The following is a 15831-nucleotide window of genomic DNA, read 5'->3' on the forward strand; positions in this document are numbered from 1 at the left end:
TCGAAGTCGGCCTCGGCCGTGCCCCGGTCCGGGCACGTCTCGAAGTCGATCTTTTCACCCGGTCCCGGCCGGGGCGGAGCGATTTGTCAGACTCCTGACCAAACTCGCTCCGGCCCCTGGCCGACGGGCGCCCGGAGACGGTTCTACGTGGCGGCGGCCTCGGCGACCGCGCTGCCGCAGTCGGGGTGTCCCCACCGGGTACCGAGCTTGGCGATCTTCTCGCCGGCCGCGTACGACGTGCCGCAGGGGCAGGTGCCGGGGAACTTCGCCTTGATGGTGGCGCGTCCGCGAGCGGCCGCCGCCTTCTTGGCCGGGGCGGCGGACGTACGGCGGGCGGGGGCGGCGCGCACTTCGGCCGGTACCGGCATGGCTTCCTGGCCCAGGGCGGTGCCGGCGGGCTGCTGGGTGCGGGCGGCGTCGCTGGCGGCCTGGTCGGCGATGGCGTTGAGGTGGTCGCCGTCCTCGCGGTGGGCCGGCACGTAGCGGAACTCCACCTCGCGGTCGGCCAGCAGGGCGTCGATGCTTTCGACGAGTTCCCGGTTGGCCACCGGCTTGCCCGCCGCGGTCTTCCACCCGTTGCGCTTCCACGCCGGGAGCCACTGCGTGACGGCCTTCATGGCGTACTGGGAGTCCATCCGCACCTCGACGGCCGTGCCGGGGGCCAGGGCCTCCAGCAGCCTTTGCAGCGCGGTGAGTTCACCCACGTTGTTCGTGGCCCGGCCGAGCGCCCCGGCCTCCCAGCGCTCCGGACGGCCCTGCGCGTCGGCGATGACCCACGCCCACCCGGCGGGCCCGGGATTCCCCTTGGCCGCACCGTCGCAGGCGGCAATGATCCGTTCAGACATCCCCCGATCATGCCGCATGAATAGGGAGACACGAAAAAACCCCGGTCCGATTGACGGCCGGGGTATTCGTCTGCATATATTGGATGTTTCACGTTCCCATTAACCGGGAGCATGAAGAAGCTTTGTGAGGACACTGTACCGCGTCGGGAGTGGAATTGTCAATCGAGGAATTCCGGAATGAGCAGCAATTCATCACCGCGCTCTATGAGCGTCTCGATGAACTGCGCTGCCAGGCCGAACGCGCCGTACGGGGCGCGCTGGCCGACGCCGGGAGCGGGCTCCAGGCGCGGCTGGAGCGCGATGTGCTCGTCGCCGAGCAGTCCGGGCTGCTTTCCGCGCTGGACCGGGGCGAGAACGGACACTGTTTCGGCCGGCTGGAGTTCTCCGACGGCCGCGACCATCACATCGGCCGGATCGGCGTCCGCCAGGACGACGCGGAGCGCACTCCGCTCGTTCTCGACTGGCGGGCGGAAGTGGCGCGCCCCTTCTACCTCGCCACCGGGCACCATCCGATGGGATTGCGCAGGCGCCGCCACATCAGCACCCGGGGCCGGGAGGTCACCGCGCTGCACGACGAGATCCTCGACCTCGCCGACACCGAGCGCACCGGCTACGAGGGTGCGGACGCGGACGCCGTGCTGCTCGCCGCGCTGGACGCGGCCCGGACCGGCCGGATGCACGACATCGTGCGGACCATCCAGGCCGAGCAGGACCGGATCATCCGCTCCCCGCACCGCGGCGTGCTCGTCGTGGAGGGCGGGCCGGGGACCGGGAAGACGGCGGTGGCCCTGCACCGCGCGGCGTACCTCCTGTACGCGCACCGGGAACACCTCGCCAAGCGGGGCGTGTTGATCGTCGGCCCGAACCCGGCCTTCCTCGGCTACATCGGCGAGGTGCTCCCGGCCCTCGGCGAGACCGGGGTGCTGCTGGCCACCGTGGGCGAGCTCTTCCCCGGCGTCCGCGCGACCGGCTCCGACCGGCCGGGGGCCGCCGCCGTGAAGGGCCGCGCCGAGATGGCCGAGGTCCTGGCGCGCGTGGTGCGCGACCGGCAGGCGCTGCCGGAGGAGGTGCCCCCGGGCAGCGGCGAGGACAGCTCCGTGGTCCCCGAACCGGCACTGGAGATCGACCACGACGACTACGGGACACTGCTGCTGGACCGGACGATGGCCCACGAGGCCCGGGACCGGGCCCGCGCCACCGGACTGCCGCACAACCTCGCGCGTCCGTACTTCGCCTTCCGCGTCATCGACGCGCTCACCGAGCAGCTCGCCGACCGGCTCGGCGCGGACCCGTACGGCGGGCCCAATCTGCTGGGCCCGGACGACGTGGCGCAGCTCGGCAAGGAGATCGCCACGAGCGCCGAGGTGCACGCGGCCATCGACTCGCTCTGGCCGCCCCTGACGCCCCGGCAGCTGATCGCGGAGTTCCTCGCCGACCCGACCCATCTGGCCCCGGCCGATGCCGAGTTGATCCGGCGGACCGGGAACGCGGGCGACGGCTGGACCCCGGCGGACGTCCCGCTGCTCGACGAGGCCGCCGAGCTCCTCGGGGTGGACGACAGCGCGCTGCGGGCGGCCGAGGAGCGGGAGCGGCTGGAGCGCATCGCGTACGCGCAGGGTGTCCTGGACCTGTCGCTGGGCTCGGAGTCGTACGAATTCGAGGACGCGGAGAACGAGTTCCTCGCCGCGCACGACATCATCGACGCGGAGCGGATGGCGGAGCGGCACGAGGAGGCCGACCACCGCAGCACCGCCGAGCGCGCGGCCGCCGACCGCACCTGGGCCTTCGGGCACGTGATCGTGGACGAGGCGCAGGAGCTGTCGGCGATGGCCTGGCGGATGCTGATGCGGCGCTGCCCGACCCGCTCGATGACGCTGGTGGGCGACCCGGCCCAGACCGGTGACGAGGCCGGCTGCGGTTCGTGGCGGCGGATCCTGGATCCGTACGTCGGCGACCGCTGGGAGCTGGTGCGCCTCGGGGTCAACTACCGTACGCCCGCCGAGATCATGGACGTGGCGGCCGCCGTGCTGCGGGCCCGTCATCCCGGTTTCGAGCCGCCCCGGTCGGTGCGGTCCACGGGCGTACGGCCCTGGGTGCGCGAGACGGACGACCCGGCCCGTACGGTCGCCGAGGCGGTGCGGGAGGGCGCTCCCCGGGAGGGCCGGCTGGCGGTGATCGCGCCGCGGCCGCTGCACGGGGCGCTGGCCGCCGCGCTGCCCGGCGTACGGGCGGGCGAGGAGCCGGATCTCACCCGGTCCGTGGTGCTGCTGGACCCGCGCCAGGCGAAGGGGCTGGAGTTCGACACGGTGATCGTCGTGGAGCCCGCGGACCACGAGCCGAGCGATCTGTACGTGGCGCTGACCCGCGCCACCCAGACCCTCGGTGTGGTCCACACCGGCCGCCTGCCGCAGGGCATCGCGGCCTGACGGCGGGACGGCGTGCGGCGGGACGGCGTGCGGCGGGACGGCGCCGGGGGGACTGCCCTCCCCCCGGGCGGCGGCCCGCGCCGGGCGCGGGGGCGCCTCACCGCACGACGCGGGGCAGGCGCAGGCTCAGCAGCGCGGTGAGCGCGATCAGGCCGGCCTGGACCAGCAGGGTGACGGTGAGCGCCTCCCGCATGCCGGCCGTCTCGGCCAGGGCAAGGAAGAGGCTGCCCAGGGTCGCGACGCCCAGCGCGAGGGCGGACTGCTGGGTGGTGATCATGACTCCGCCGCCCACACCGGCCCGGTCGGTCGGTACGTCCGAGAGCATCAGCCGCATCAGGACCGGGAGCTGGAGCCCCTGGCCGAGGCCGGCGACGGCCACGCCAGGGGCGAGTTCGGCGAATCCGAGGCCGGGCCAGTCCCGCTGGACCGCCAGCAGGAGCAGGCCTATGCCCACCGCCTGGAGGAGGGCGCCCGCGGTGACGACCCTGCTGCCGAACCGCCCGACCAGCCGCGGTCCGGCGAGGGAGGCGGCGAAGAACGCGAGCGCCATCGGGACGAGGGCGAGGCCGGCGGCCACCGGGCCCTTGTGCAGCCCCTGCTGGAGCACCACGGCGATCACGAACATGAAGCCGCTGAAGCCGATCGAGAAGGGCACCACCATCATCAGGCCGCGCCGCAGCGATTCCAGGCGCAACAGGCTCGGCGGGACGAGCGGGGTGCGTCCGAGGCGGTCGGCGCGGCGTTCCGTCAGGTAGAACGCGACGGCGGCGAAGGGGAAGACGGCGAGGGAGACCCAGGTCCACAGCGGCCAGCCGGCGGCCCGGCCCTCGGTGAGCGGGAGCAGCAGCGACAGCAGGGACAGGGCGAGCAGCAGGGTTCCCGGTACGTCGACGGAGGCCGGGCGGTCCGAGCGGGTCTCGGGGACGGCGCGGACGGCGAGGACCAGGCCGACGAGGACCACGGGCACGTTCACCAGGAACACCGCGCGCCAGCTCGTGCCGGCGATGTCGGCGGCGACCAGGACGCCGCCGAGGATCTGGCCGGTGACCATGGACAGGCCCGCGGTGGCCCCGTACAGGCTCATCGCCCGGGCGCGGCGGGGGCCTTGGGTGGTGGCCTGGATGGTGGCGAGCACCTGCGGCAGCATCAGCGCGGAGGCGGCGCCCTGGGCCACGCGGGCGGCGACCAGGGTCCAGGCGGTGGGGGCGATGCCGCAGGCGAGCGAGGTGACGCCGAAGGCGGCCATGCCGATGAGGAAGAGCCTGCGCCGGCCGGCGGTGTCGCCGAGCCGGCCGCCGAGGACGAGGAGCACCGCGTAGGTGACTCCGTAGCTGGCGACGATCAGTTCGAGCATGGCCGGGCCGGCGGCGAGGTCGCTGTCGATGGCGGGGAGCGCCACGTTGACGATGAAGAAGTCGATCAGCGGCAGGGCGGCGCCCAGCAGGACGGTGAACAGGCCGAGCGGGCCGATGGCGGCTTCGGCGCGGGCCCCGACGGGGGTCTGCGGGGTGGTCGGGGGCTGGGGGGTCGGGCGTAGCGTTGTCTCACTCACGGTGTTTACGATGCTCCCCTTCCCAGCCTGGTACCAGAGTCTCTTTATCCTGGTACCGGCAGTACCTGGCACGTGGATCACGGGTGAGGCACCCTGGTGTCATGACCACTGTGGCGCCCGAGGGCGATGTCCGCCGGCACGAGCTGGCCGAATTCCTGCGCAGCCGCCGCGAGCGGATCACCCCCGAGCAGGTGGGGCTGCCGAACGGCCGGCGCCGGCGTACCCCGGGGCTGCGGCGCGAGGAGGTCGCGCAGCTGTCCGCGGTCGGCGTCACCTGGTACACGTGGCTGGAGCAGGCCCGCGAGATCAAGGTGTCCCCGCAGGTGCTGGACGCGGTGGCGCGGGCGCTGCTGCTGGACCGCAGCGAGCGGGCGCACCTGTTCGCGCTGGCCGGGACCTCCGATCCGGCGCCGGACACCCCCTGCCCGAGCATCACGCCGGCGCTGCGGGCGATGCTCGAACAGCTCAGTCCGATGCCGGCGTTCATCCAGAACAGCCGGTTCGACATCCTCGCGTACAACGACACTTTCTCGCGGCTGCTGTGCGATCTGGACGGGGTCCGGCCCGAGGACCGCAACTGCATGTGGCTGGCGTTCACCGACCCGGTGTGGCGGGCGGCCGTGGTCGACCTCCACGAGGTGAACCGGGTGATGGCGGCCAAGTTCCGGGCCTCGATGGCGGAGCACCTGTCGGAGCCGGCCTGGAAGACGCTGCTGGGAAGGCTGGAGGCCGCGTCCGCGGACTTCCGGGAGGCGTGGGCGCGCCACGAGGTGGTCGGCACGGGCGGGAGGTCCAAGTACATCCGCAACCCGCACGTCGGCCTGCTCCGCCTGGAGCACACGCACCTGTGGCTCGGCCCGGGGGCGGGGCCGCGCCTGGTGACGTACGTCCCGATGGACGAGGAGACCCGCGAGCGCCTCGAACGGCTGCGGGAATTGTCGCGGACGGGAGCCGGGGTCGCCGCCTGAAGTTGCTCCGTACGAGTTCTCTTGGGTTCCCGTTCGGCCGTATAACCCGCGTTCATGATCATCATTTTGGCCCGCAATCGTTTTGATGCTGCCATCCGGTCTTGGGCGATCTGGAAGGGCTACGGGGCGATGGAGTCGGCGCACGGTGGGCAACGGGCAGTGGTACGGGCAGGGCGAGCGGGCGGGCCGGGTCGGTCGGCGCCGCGGTCGAGCAGGGCGTGGAGCGCGGTCGCCGCGGTGACCGGGGCCGCCCTCGTCATCGCGGCGGCGCCGGTGCGCATGCCCGACCCGGACGCGGCGCGGGGCGCCGCCGGGAGCGCGGAGGCCTCGGTCACGCTGCTGGTCGCGCGGGTCCTGGAGGAGGGGTCCGGCGGCGCGGGCGGGCGGTGCGGGCGGGAGGCCTTCCACTCCGGTCTGTGCGACGACGGGCGCCAGCAGCGGGTGCTGGCCACCGCCCGGGGCGCCGGGGCGGTCCTGCGGGACCCGGTGTCGCGGAAGACGGCGGCCCGGGAGGCCCGCACGATCGCACTGCCGACGGACGCGGACGGCCCGCTGGAGATCTCCCTCGTCGAGCCGGGGCGGCTCACCGACGTCACCGTCCACGACGCGCACGGGCGCTACCTGGGCGGCGCGCTCGGGGCGAAGAGCAGGCACTGGACCAACACCGAACCACTGCGGGCGGGCGAGGTCTACACGGTCCGGGTCGGCGCGCAGGACGCGGCCGGGACCCCGGTCGGGGTGACCATGGCGTTCCGGACGGCCCCGCCCACCGAGGACGAGCGGCTGACGGTGGAGTTCGGGCCGAAGGCCGGGACCTACGGCGCCGGGCAGATCGTGACGGCCTCCCTCAGCCACCCCGTCCCCGCCTCCGACCCCACGTCCCGGGCGCGGCTGGAGCGGACGCTCCAGGTGACCTCGGAGCCGGCGGTCGAGGGGGCCTGGCACTGGGTCGACGACTCGACGCTGCACTACCGGCCGCGTACGTACTGGCCCGCGCACGCCGTGGTGCGGGTGCGCGGCGGTCTCGACGGGGTGGAGTTCGGGGATCACGTCTACGGCGGCCCCTCCGAGTCCCTCCAGCTCTCCATCGGGGACCGGATCGAGGCGGTCACCGACTCCGCCGCGCACGAGATGACGGTGCGCCGCAACGGCCGGGTCCTGCGGACCATCCCGGTCACCACCGGGAAGGCGGGGTTCCGCACCCGCACCGGTGTCAAGGTCGTCCTGGGCAAGGAGTACCAGGTCCGGATGCGCGGGGACACCGTCGGCATCAGGCCCGGCACGAGCGAGTTCTACGATCTGCCGGTGTTCTACGCGACCCGGGTGACCTGGAGCGGGGAGTACGTGCACGCCGCGCCCTGGTCGGTCGAGGCGCAGGGCGAGGAGAACGTCAGCCACGGCTGTACGGGCATGAGCACGCAGGACGCCGCCTGGTTCTTCGAGACGGTCCGGGTCGGGGACATCGTGGAGGTGGTCAACAGCGGCGGCGAGGAGATGGCGCCGTTCGCCAACGGGTTCGGCGACTGGAACCTGGACTGGCGGGCCTGGCTGGCGGGCAGCGCCCTGGCCGGTGGCGTGCGGGCCCCGGCCGCGCTGCCCCGGCTCAGCCCGCTGACGTGACGCCGAGGTCCGCGGCCGCCGTCGCCGTCGCCGTCGCCGCCCAGTCGTGGGCGATCGCGGTGAAGGCGCGGGCGGCGGCGCTCTCGTAACCGCCCTCGCGCCGCAGGAGGGTGGCGGTGCGCGCCGGGAGGGCGGGGTCGAGCGGGACGGGGTGCAGGCGGGTGTCGTCGCGGGTGAGGGCGTCGGGGAGCACGGTGGCGAGGCCGGTGCGCCGGACGATCTCGGTGAGGGCGCTGATGGTGTTCGCCTGCGCCGCGACGGGCGGTTCGACGCGGTGCCGGGCGAGGTGGGCGTCGATGTGGCCCCGGGTGGCGAAGTCGCCGCTGAGCAACGCGAGCGGGTGGGCGGCGAGTTCGCGTACGGGCAGGGGTTCGGTGCGGCCGGCGAGGGGGTGGGCGGGGCCGACGACGAGACCGAGGGTCTCGGTGAACAGGTCGAGGGCGCCGATGCCGGGCAGTCGGGGGCCGTGGAAGGCGATGCCCAGGTCGAGTTCGTCGGCGAGCAGGGCGGGCTCCAGCCGGTCCTGGGCCAACTCCCTCACGTCCAGGGTGATGTGGGGGTGGCGGGTGTGGAGCTCGGCGGCGAGCGGGCCGAGGAGGTACGCGGTGAAGGTGGGGGTCATGCCGAGGCGGAGGGCGCCGCGGGAGAGGTCCGCGACGTCGAGGACGGCGCGTTCGGCGGCGGCGAGGTCCTGTAGGGCGCGGCGGGCGTAGGGGAGGTAGGCCGCTCCGGCGTCGGTGAGCCGTACGGAGCGGCCCGAGCGGTCGAGCAACTGGACCCCGACGGCCCGCTCCAGCTGTTTGACCTGCTGGGACAGGGTGGGCTGGGAGACGCGCAGTTCTTCGGCGGCGCGGGTGAAGCTGCCGTGTTCGGCGACGGCGAGCAGATAGCGGACGTGACGCAGTTCCGGGGCCATGCGGTCAACTATAGATGAGACCAATAGGAAGTATGCGCAGTACGCCTTGGACACTATGAGTGCAGGTCATGCATGGTGGATCTCGTCAGCCCCACGGGGCGGCATCCACCGAAGGGAGTGACCATGCAGGCCGTACGGACCATGCGGGACCTCGTCGAGGGCGTAGAGCGCTTTCAGCGGGACGTCTTTCCGGCGAAGGCGGACCTGTTCGCCCGGCTGGCGACGACGCACCGGCCGCAGACGCTGTTCATCGGCTGTTCCGACGCCCGCGTCGTACCCGAGCTGATCACCCAGCGGGAACCGGGCGAGCTGTTCGTCATCCGCACCGCGGGCAATCTTGTGCCCGCCCACGCGACCGGACCGGACGGCGTCGCGGCCTCGATCGAGTACGCCGTAGCCGTCCTGGGCGTCCGCGACATCGTGGTGTGCGGTCACTCCGCCTGCGGCGCGATGACCGCCCTCGCCGGGGGCGACGACTTCTCCGCCGTACCGGCCGTGGGCCGCTGGCTGCGTCACGCGGGCACCGTCGCGGGCTCCACCACGAACCGGGTGGACGCCCTGATCCGCGACAACGTCACCGCGCAGCTGGCGAACCTCGCCACCCACCCCCCGGTGGCCCACGCCCTGGCGTCGGGCGCGCTCACCCTGCACGGCTGGGTGTACGACATCCCGACGGGCACGGTCGACCGCCTCACCCCGGCGGCGTAACCCCTCTCCCCCTCCCTCCCCCCTTTAAGGAAGATTTCTCATGCTGCAGTCCCAGTTCGACCCCGCCGCCCGTCAGGCCCTCGCCGTCGAGGCCGTCGCGGCCAAGACCCGCAAGGACCTCTCCTGGCAGCAGATCGCCGACGCGGCCGGCCTGTCGGTCGCCTTCGTCACCGCGGCCGTACTCGGCCAGCACCCGCTCCCGGCCCCTGCCGCCCGGGCCGTCGCCGCTCTCCTCGGCCTCGACGACGACGCCGCGCTCCTGCTGGAGACCGTCCCGACCCGCGGCTCGATCCCGGGCGGCATCCCGACCGACCCGACGATCTACCGCTTCCACGAGATGCTCCAGGTCTACGGCACCACCCTGAAGGCCCTGGTCCACGAGCAGTTCGGCGACGGCATCATCAGCGCGATCAACTTCAAGCTGGACGTGAGGAAGGTCGCCGACCCCGACGGCGGCGAGCGCGCGGTCATCACCCTCGACGGCAAGTACCTCCCCACCAGGCCCTTCTGACCCCGCCGGCCGAGCTCGGCTTCGCCGTCGAGGGGGACGTCACCCCCGACGGGCGCCCCGGGGGCGGCGAGCCGGCCGGCCGCCGCTGCCGGAGCACGCGGGCGCCCTATCCGGTGGCTCCGGAGCAGGACGGGCAGAGCCCGCGGTAGGTGACCTCGGCCTTCGACACCTCGAACCCGAACCGCTCCCGCTCCGGAAGGTCCGCCAGCGGGTTGCCGGCCGGGTTGACGTCGCGGATGGTCCCGCAGCCGGAGCACACCAGGTGGTGGTGCGGGTGGTGCGCGTTGGGGTCGTAGCGCTTCGCCCGGCCGTCGGTGGACAGCTCCAGGACCTCGCCGAGAAGGACCAGCTCACCCAGGGCGTTGTAGACGGTCGCCCGTGAGATCTCCGGCAGCCGCTCCGCGGCGCGGGCGTGCACCTCGTCCGCCGTGAGGTGGACGTGATCGCCGTCGAGGACCTCCGCCACCACACGGCGCTGGGAGGTCATCCGCCAGCCACGCCCTCTGAGCCGTTCCAGCAGGTCACTCATATCGGGTTCACCTATTCCGGTTCGGTGGGACACCCGGCGTCCGCATGCTTGTCCGGGATCCTATCGGATACGGGTTTGGCATCCTTCTTGACTTGGATTCTGTCCATCGTAGGATCGGTTCCGTCGATAGCCAAGGACATGAACCCCTTGAAGACCTTGAACCGCTTGAACAGCCTGAACCGCTTGTGTCGCCGCCCGCAGTTATTCAGCACCGTGATCCGCCCGGCCCGGAAGGATTCCCATGTCTGACAACCATGACGCGATCGTCGTAGACGCCAAGAACGAGGGCGGAGGTGGCTGCCCCGTCGCACACGACCGCGCCCCCCACCCGACCCAAGGCGGCGGAAACCGCCAATGGTGGCCCGAACGCCTGAACCTGAAGATCCTGGCCAAGAACCCGGCCGTGGCCAACCCGCTCGGCGAGGAGTTCGACTACGCCGAGGCCTTCCAGGGCCTGGACCTCCCGGCGGTCAAGCGGGACATCGCCGAGGTGCTGACGACCTCGCAGGACTGGTGGCCCGCCGACTTCGGCCACTACGGCCCCTTCATGATCCGGATGGCCTGGCACAGCGCCGGCACCTACCGCATCAGCGACGGCCGCGGCGGCGCCGGAGCGGGCCAGCAGCGCTTCGCCCCCCTCAACAGCTGGCCGGACAACGGCAACCTCGACAAGGCCCGCCGCCTGCTGTGGCCGGTCAAGAAGAAGTACGGCCAGAGCCTCTCCTGGGCCGACCTCATGATCCTCACCGGCAACGTGGCCCTGGAGCAGATGGGCTTCGAGACCTTCGGCTTCGGCGGCGGCCGCGCGGACGTCTGGGAGCCCGACGAGGACGTCTACTGGGGTCCCGAGACCACCTGGCTCGGCGATGAGCGCTACACCGGTGACCGGGAGCTGGAGAACCCCCTCGGCGCGGTCCAGATGGGCCTCATCTACGTCAACCCCGAGGGCCCGAACGGCACCCCCGACCCGATCGCCGCGGCCCGCGACATCCGCGAGACGTTCCGCCGCATGGCGATGAACGACGAGGAGACCGTCGCGCTGATCGCCGGCGGCCACACCTTCGGCAAGACCCACGGCGCCGGCCCCGCCGAGAACGTGGGCGCCGACCCCGAGGCCGCCTCGATCGAGCAGCAGGGCTTCGGCTGGAACAACACCTACGGCACCGGCAAGGGCGCCGACGCGATCACCAGTGGCCTTGAGGGCATCTGGACGAACACCCCGGTGACCTGGGACAACAGCTTCTTCGAGATCCTCTTCGGCTACGAGTGGGAGCTGTTCAAGAGCCCGGCGGGCGCCCACCAGTGGCGGCCCAAGGAGGGCGCCGGCGCGGGCACCGTCCCCGACGCCCACGACGCGTCGAAGACCCACGCCCCGACGATGCTGACGACCGACCTCTCGCTGCGCGTCGACCCGGCGTACGAGCAGATCTCGCGGCGCTTCCTGGAGGACCCGGCCGCGTTCGCGGACGCCTTCGCCCGCGCCTGGTTCAAGCTGACCCACCGCGACATGGGCCCGGTCGTGCGCTACCTCGGCCCGGAGGTCCCCTCCGAGACCCTGCTGTGGCAGGACCCGCTCCCCGAGGTGAGCCACCCGCTCGTCGGCGCCGAGGACGTCGCCGCCCTCAAGAGCAGCGTCCTCGCCTCGGACCTGACGGTGTCCCAGCTCGTCTCCACCGCCTGGGCGTCGGCCTCGTCCTTCCGCGGCAGCGACAAGCGCGGCGGCGCCAACGGCGCGCGCCTGCGCCTCCAGCCGCAGAGCGGCTGGGAGGTCAACGAGCCCGACCAGCTCGCCACGGTGCTGCGCACCCTGGAGGGCATCCAGGAGTCCTTCAACTCGGCCCAGAGCGACGGCAAGCGCGTCTCGCTCGCCGACCTGATCGTGCTCGCCGGTGGCGCGGGTGTCGAACAGGCCGCGAAGGACGCCGGCTTCGAGGTCCGGGTCCCCTTCACGCCGGGCCGCGCGGACGCCTCGCAGGAGCAGACCGACGTGGAGTCGTTCGCCGCCCTGGAGCCGGCCGCCGACGGGTTCCGCAACTACCTCGGCAAGGGCAACCGGCTGCCGGCCGAGTACCTGCTGCTCGACAAGGCGAACCTGCTGACGCTGAGCGCCCCCGAGCTGACGGTCCTCGTCGGCGGCCTGCGGGTCCTCGGCGCGAACCACCAGCAGTCGCAGCTCGGTGCGTTCACGGCGACCCCCGGGTCCCTGACGAACGACTTCTTCGTCAACCTGCTCGACATGGGTACGGCGTGGAAGGCGACGTCCGAGGACGCCAACACCTTCGAGGGCCTCGACACCGCCACGGGTGCGGTCAAGTGGACCGGCACCCGGGCCGACCTCGTCTTCGGCTCCAACTCCGAGCTGCGCGCGGTCGCGGAGGTCTACGCGAGCGATGACGCGAAGGAGAAGTTCGTGACGGACTTCGTCGCCGCGTGGGCCAAGGTCATGGACCTGGACCGGTTCGACCTCGTCTGATCCGACGCCTGATCCGATGTCCGGGCCGGCCCCCACGGGCCGGCCCGGACGTCTTCCACCACGCGGCCACCGATCCGGTGGAGGCTCGGGGCCGCCTCGCTCCGGCGTGGCGGCGCCCGGGATCCGGTACGGGATAATGGCGTGGCACTCGAACCCCGCCGCGACGCGCACGGGCCGAGGGCGGAAGGGTCCGGGGGCGGCCACTTCCGGCGAGGCACGGCGGGCCGGCGCTCGCCCCCGGCCGGCTGGGAGCAACCGTGGGCACCGAGTACGGCCGGCAGAGCGCATCCACCGGGCACAGCGAGTACGGCGGGCCCGCGCTCGTGGGCCGGCAGCGCGAACTCCTGCTGCTGGAGCGGGCCCTCGACGGCGCGCGCTCCGGTACGGGCGGGTCGGCGGTGGTCCTGCGCGGCGAACCGGGCATCGGGAAGACGGCGTTGCTGGACCGGGCGGCGGCACGCGCCGTCGGGCACGGGTTCACGGTCCTGCGCGCCGTCGGCGTGGAGGCGGAGGTCGCGTCCGCGTTCGGCGTGCTCGACCAGGTGCTGCGGCCGCTGCTGGCGGGTTCGGGGGCCCTGCCCGGAAAGCAACGGGTCGCCCTGGAGTACGCGCTGGGACTGCGGGACGGGCTGCCGCCGGGCGGTTTCATGGTGGGCGCGGCCGCGCTGGCCCTGCTCGCGGAGGAGGCCCGGCGCCGGCCGCTGCTGATCCTCGTGGACGACCTGCACTGCGTGGACCCCTCCAGCAAGGCCGTCCTCGCCTTCCTCCACCAGCGGATCGGGGACCTCCCCCTGGTGATGCTCTCGACGACCCGCCCGGACGGATCCGCCCTGGAGGGATGGCCCACCCATCCCGTGGACGTCGAGGCCCTGTCGGGTACGGACGCCCGCACCCTGTTGCGGCAGTGGCATCCGGAGCTGGCCGCCACCACCGCCGAGCGCGTGGTGGACGAGGCCGCCGGCAATCCTCTCGCGCTGGCCGAACTCCCGCGCCAGCTGCGCCTGGAGCACCAGCGGGGCATCGCACCGCTCCCGGAACGGCTCCCGCTCGGGGAGCGGCTGGAGCGGCTCTTCACGGAGCGGCTGCGGTCGCTGTCCGCGGAGCCGATGCGGGTGCTGCTGCTGACCGCGCTGGGCGGCGACGAGGCCGCCGGGCAGGGCGGCGGCTGGTGGCGGGCCGCCGGCGGGGACGGGGCGGAGGTGGCCCTCGACCGCATCGAGGCCAGCGGGCTGGCCCGGCTGGACCACGCGGGAAGGCTGGTGTTCCGGCATCCGCTGGTCCGCAGCGCGGTGATCGCCGCCGCCTCGGAGGCGGAGCGGCGCGCCGCCCACCGGACCCTGGCGGGGTACGCGCCCGAGGGTGACGCGCGCCGTCTCCTGCACGAGGCCTCCGCGGCCGAATCCCCCGGTGAACCGCTCGCCGCGCGGCTCCAGGAGGCCGGTTCGCGGCTCGCGCTGCGCGGCGCCGACGCGGAGGGGGCGCTGCTCCTGGACCGCGCGGCGGCGCTCAGCACCGACGCCGGGAACCGGGCGAGGCGGCTGACGCTGGCCGCGGTGATGTCGGCGCGCGGCGGCCGGCTGCCGTACACGGCGCGGCTGGTGGAGGAGCTCAAGCAGGGGCCGGTGCCGGCGGACATCGCCCCGCTGTTCGCGTACGCCGTCGTGTACGTCGACCAGAGCCACCACATGGACTTCGAGTCCTCGTTCACCCTGTTGCCGCGCGCCCTGGCCGGGCTGACGGCCACCGCCGCCCGGCCGTTCGGCGACGACCTGGCCGAGCAGGCGTTCTTCAAACTGCTGCTGGCCACCGTGTACACGGGCGACCCGAGGGGGCGGCGGGCGCTGGAGGCCCATCTGGAGCACGTCTCCCCCGCGGCGCGGCTGTGTCACCGCGCCTGGGCCGATCCGCCGCGCACCGCGCACGGCGTCGAGACCGAACTGCGCTCCATGGTGGCGCGCATGACGAACGATCAGGACACCGGGAAGTCCTGGCTGCTGCTGTGGACCGCCAGTGCGGTGGACGGCGCCGACTGTGGCCTGTGGCGGCTCTTCGCCGGTCAGCACGCGTTCGCCACCCAGGGATCGGTGGCCAAGGCGAGGGCCTACCGGCACTTCCTGCGCGGCCGCTGGGACACCGCCCAGGAGTGCCTGCGCGAGGCGGACGCCGCGGCGGAAGCCGGCTACCACTCCAACGCGTTGCTGTTCCGGCACTACTACGCCCACTTCCTGGCGGGGCGCGGCGACGAGCGGGGACTGCGTGAGGTCCGGGCCCGGATCGAGCCCGCGGCGGCCGCGGCCCGGATGCGTTTCGTCACCGACCAGCTGACACACCTCGGCGCGCTCGCCGCGCTGGCGCACGGCCGCCACGAAGAGGCGTACGGACGGCTGCGCCGGCTGATGGCCCCGGGTGAACTGCCCTCCGGGCTGCCCTGGTTCCACCTGCCCTTCTTCGACTTCGTCCTGGCGGCCGTGCGGTGCGGCAGGCGGGCGGAGGCGGTGGCCCACGTGGCCGCCGGGCGGGCGGCGCGGATGGACGAGATCTCCGGGCACCACGCCTTCCTCCTGGCGGCGGCCGACGCGCTGGCGGCCGGGGCCGAGGAGGAGGACGCCGAGGAGGCCGGGGCCCGGTTCGCCGCGGCGTACGCGGTGCCCGGCGCGGACCGGTGGGTGTTCGACCTGGCACGGCTGCGGCTGGCCCACGGCTCCCGGCTGCGCCGCCGCGGCCGGCGCGCCGAGGCGGACGACGTGCTGCGCGCCGCCTACCACGCCTTCCTGGACCTGCGGGCCGATCCCTGGGCGGAGCAGTGCCGGGAGGAACTGCGGGCGGCGGGCCGGGCGGTGGACGGCGCGGTGGGCGTCGGAGCGGTGGGCGGGGAGCCGCTCACCCCGCAGGAGCTGCGGATCGCGCGCCTGGTCGCCACCGGGCTGACGAACAAGGAGATCGGCGTGGAGCTGCGGCTGTCGCCCCGCACGGTCGCGGCCCACCTGTACAAGGTCTTCCCCAAGCTCGGGATCACCTCGCGGGCCGCCGTGGCCCGGGCCCTCGGTGGTCTGAGCGAGGGCTGAGGGGGGTCTGTGGGAGGACTCACGGAGGGTCCGGCGGAGGCCTCCGGCCGGGACGCCTGACGGCCCGTCGACTTGACCGTGAGCGAACCGGACGCGCCCGGCGCTGGTCCCGCCGTGCACGGCCCGCGCCGCGGCGCCCCGGCGGGCGGACGCCGGGGCGGACGCTGCCGTATCGTCCCTGCGACGGCCGCGCACGGTGGCGCGGGTGTGACCCATCC

General features: G+C 73.5%; 11 protein-coding genes. 7 read left to right on the plus strand and 4 right to left on the minus strand.

The window, feature by feature from the left end; genetic code table 11:
- Positions 1-143 precede the first annotated feature (143 nt).
- Positions 144-845 carry a ribonuclease H gene (locus EES41_RS03865; protein WP_008742986.1) on the minus strand — a complete coding sequence of 234 codons (702 nt, stop codon included), beginning with the start codon at positions 843-845 and terminating at the stop codon, positions 144-146.
- A 155-nt stretch (positions 846-1000) separates the two neighbouring features.
- Between EES41_RS03865 and EES41_RS03870 the strand changes: the two genes are divergently transcribed.
- Positions 1001-3271: a UvrD-helicase domain-containing protein gene (locus EES41_RS03870; protein WP_164495737.1), complete on the plus strand. Its 2271-nt coding sequence runs from the start codon at positions 1001-1003 to the stop codon at positions 3269-3271.
- 97 nt (positions 3272-3368) lie between these two features.
- Here the strand turns inward: EES41_RS03870 and EES41_RS03875 are convergent, their stop codons facing one another.
- Positions 3369-4742 carry an MFS transporter gene (locus EES41_RS03875; RefSeq protein ID WP_123082237.1) on the minus strand — a complete coding sequence of 458 codons (1374 nt, stop codon included), beginning with the start codon at positions 4740-4742 and terminating at the stop codon, positions 3369-3371.
- A gap of 182 nt (positions 4743-4924) precedes the next feature.
- Between EES41_RS03875 and EES41_RS03880 the strand changes: the two genes are divergently transcribed.
- Positions 4925-5791, plus strand: coding sequence for a helix-turn-helix transcriptional regulator (locus EES41_RS03880; protein WP_123075669.1), 867 nt, complete (start codon positions 4925-4927; stop codon positions 5789-5791).
- 237 nt (positions 5792-6028) lie between these two features.
- On the plus strand, positions 6029-7411 hold the full coding sequence (locus tag EES41_RS03885) for an Ig-like domain-containing protein (RefSeq protein WP_254211303.1): 1383 nt from the start codon (positions 6029-6031) through the stop codon (positions 7409-7411).
- Here the strand turns inward: EES41_RS03885 and cynR are convergent.
- Positions 7395-8327 (minus strand): transcriptional regulator CynR, encoded by a 933-nt coding sequence (cynR, locus tag EES41_RS03890; protein WP_123075671.1) that lies wholly within the window; start codon positions 8325-8327, stop codon positions 7395-7397. The two genes, EES41_RS03885 and cynR, sit on opposite strands and share 17 nt — an antisense overlap.
- 141 nt (positions 8328-8468) lie before the next feature.
- On the opposite strand from cynR, the gene EES41_RS03895 reads away from it, so the two are divergent.
- Together EES41_RS03895 and cynS are read left to right on the plus strand one after the other, a co-directional pair.
- Entirely contained in the window at positions 8469-9035 is a 567-nt protein-coding gene (locus EES41_RS03895) for a carbonic anhydrase (protein ID WP_123082239.1), read from the plus strand.
- Positions 9036-9075: 40 nt separating this feature from the next.
- Positions 9076-9546 (plus strand): cyanase, encoded by a 471-nt coding sequence (gene cynS / locus EES41_RS03900; protein WP_123075673.1) that lies wholly within the window; start codon positions 9076-9078, stop codon positions 9544-9546.
- A 106-nt stretch (positions 9547-9652) separates the two neighbouring features.
- Here cynS and EES41_RS03905 read toward each other — a convergent pair whose 3' ends face one another.
- Positions 9653-10075: a Fur family transcriptional regulator gene (locus EES41_RS03905; protein WP_123075675.1), complete on the minus strand. Its 423-nt coding sequence runs from the start codon at positions 10073-10075 to the stop codon at positions 9653-9655.
- 241 nt (positions 10076-10316) lie between these two features.
- On the opposite strand from EES41_RS03905, the gene katG reads away from it, so the two are divergent.
- Together katG and EES41_RS03915 are read left to right on the plus strand one after the other, a co-directional pair.
- Positions 10317-12548 (plus strand): catalase/peroxidase HPI, encoded by a 2232-nt coding sequence (gene katG, locus EES41_RS03910; RefSeq protein ID WP_123075677.1) that lies wholly within the window; start codon positions 10317-10319, stop codon positions 12546-12548.
- 257 nt (positions 12549-12805) lie between these two features.
- Complete coding sequence (locus tag EES41_RS03915; protein ID WP_123075679.1) at positions 12806-15613, plus strand: LuxR family transcriptional regulator; 2808 nt, start codon at positions 12806-12808, stop codon at positions 15611-15613.
- The last annotated feature ends 218 nt before the right edge of the window (positions 15614-15831 follow it).

This window comes from Streptomyces sp. ADI95-16, from assembly GCF_003721495.1.
GTDB classification, from domain to species: domain Bacteria; phylum Actinomycetota; class Actinomycetes; order Streptomycetales; family Streptomycetaceae; genus Streptomyces; species Streptomyces goshikiensis.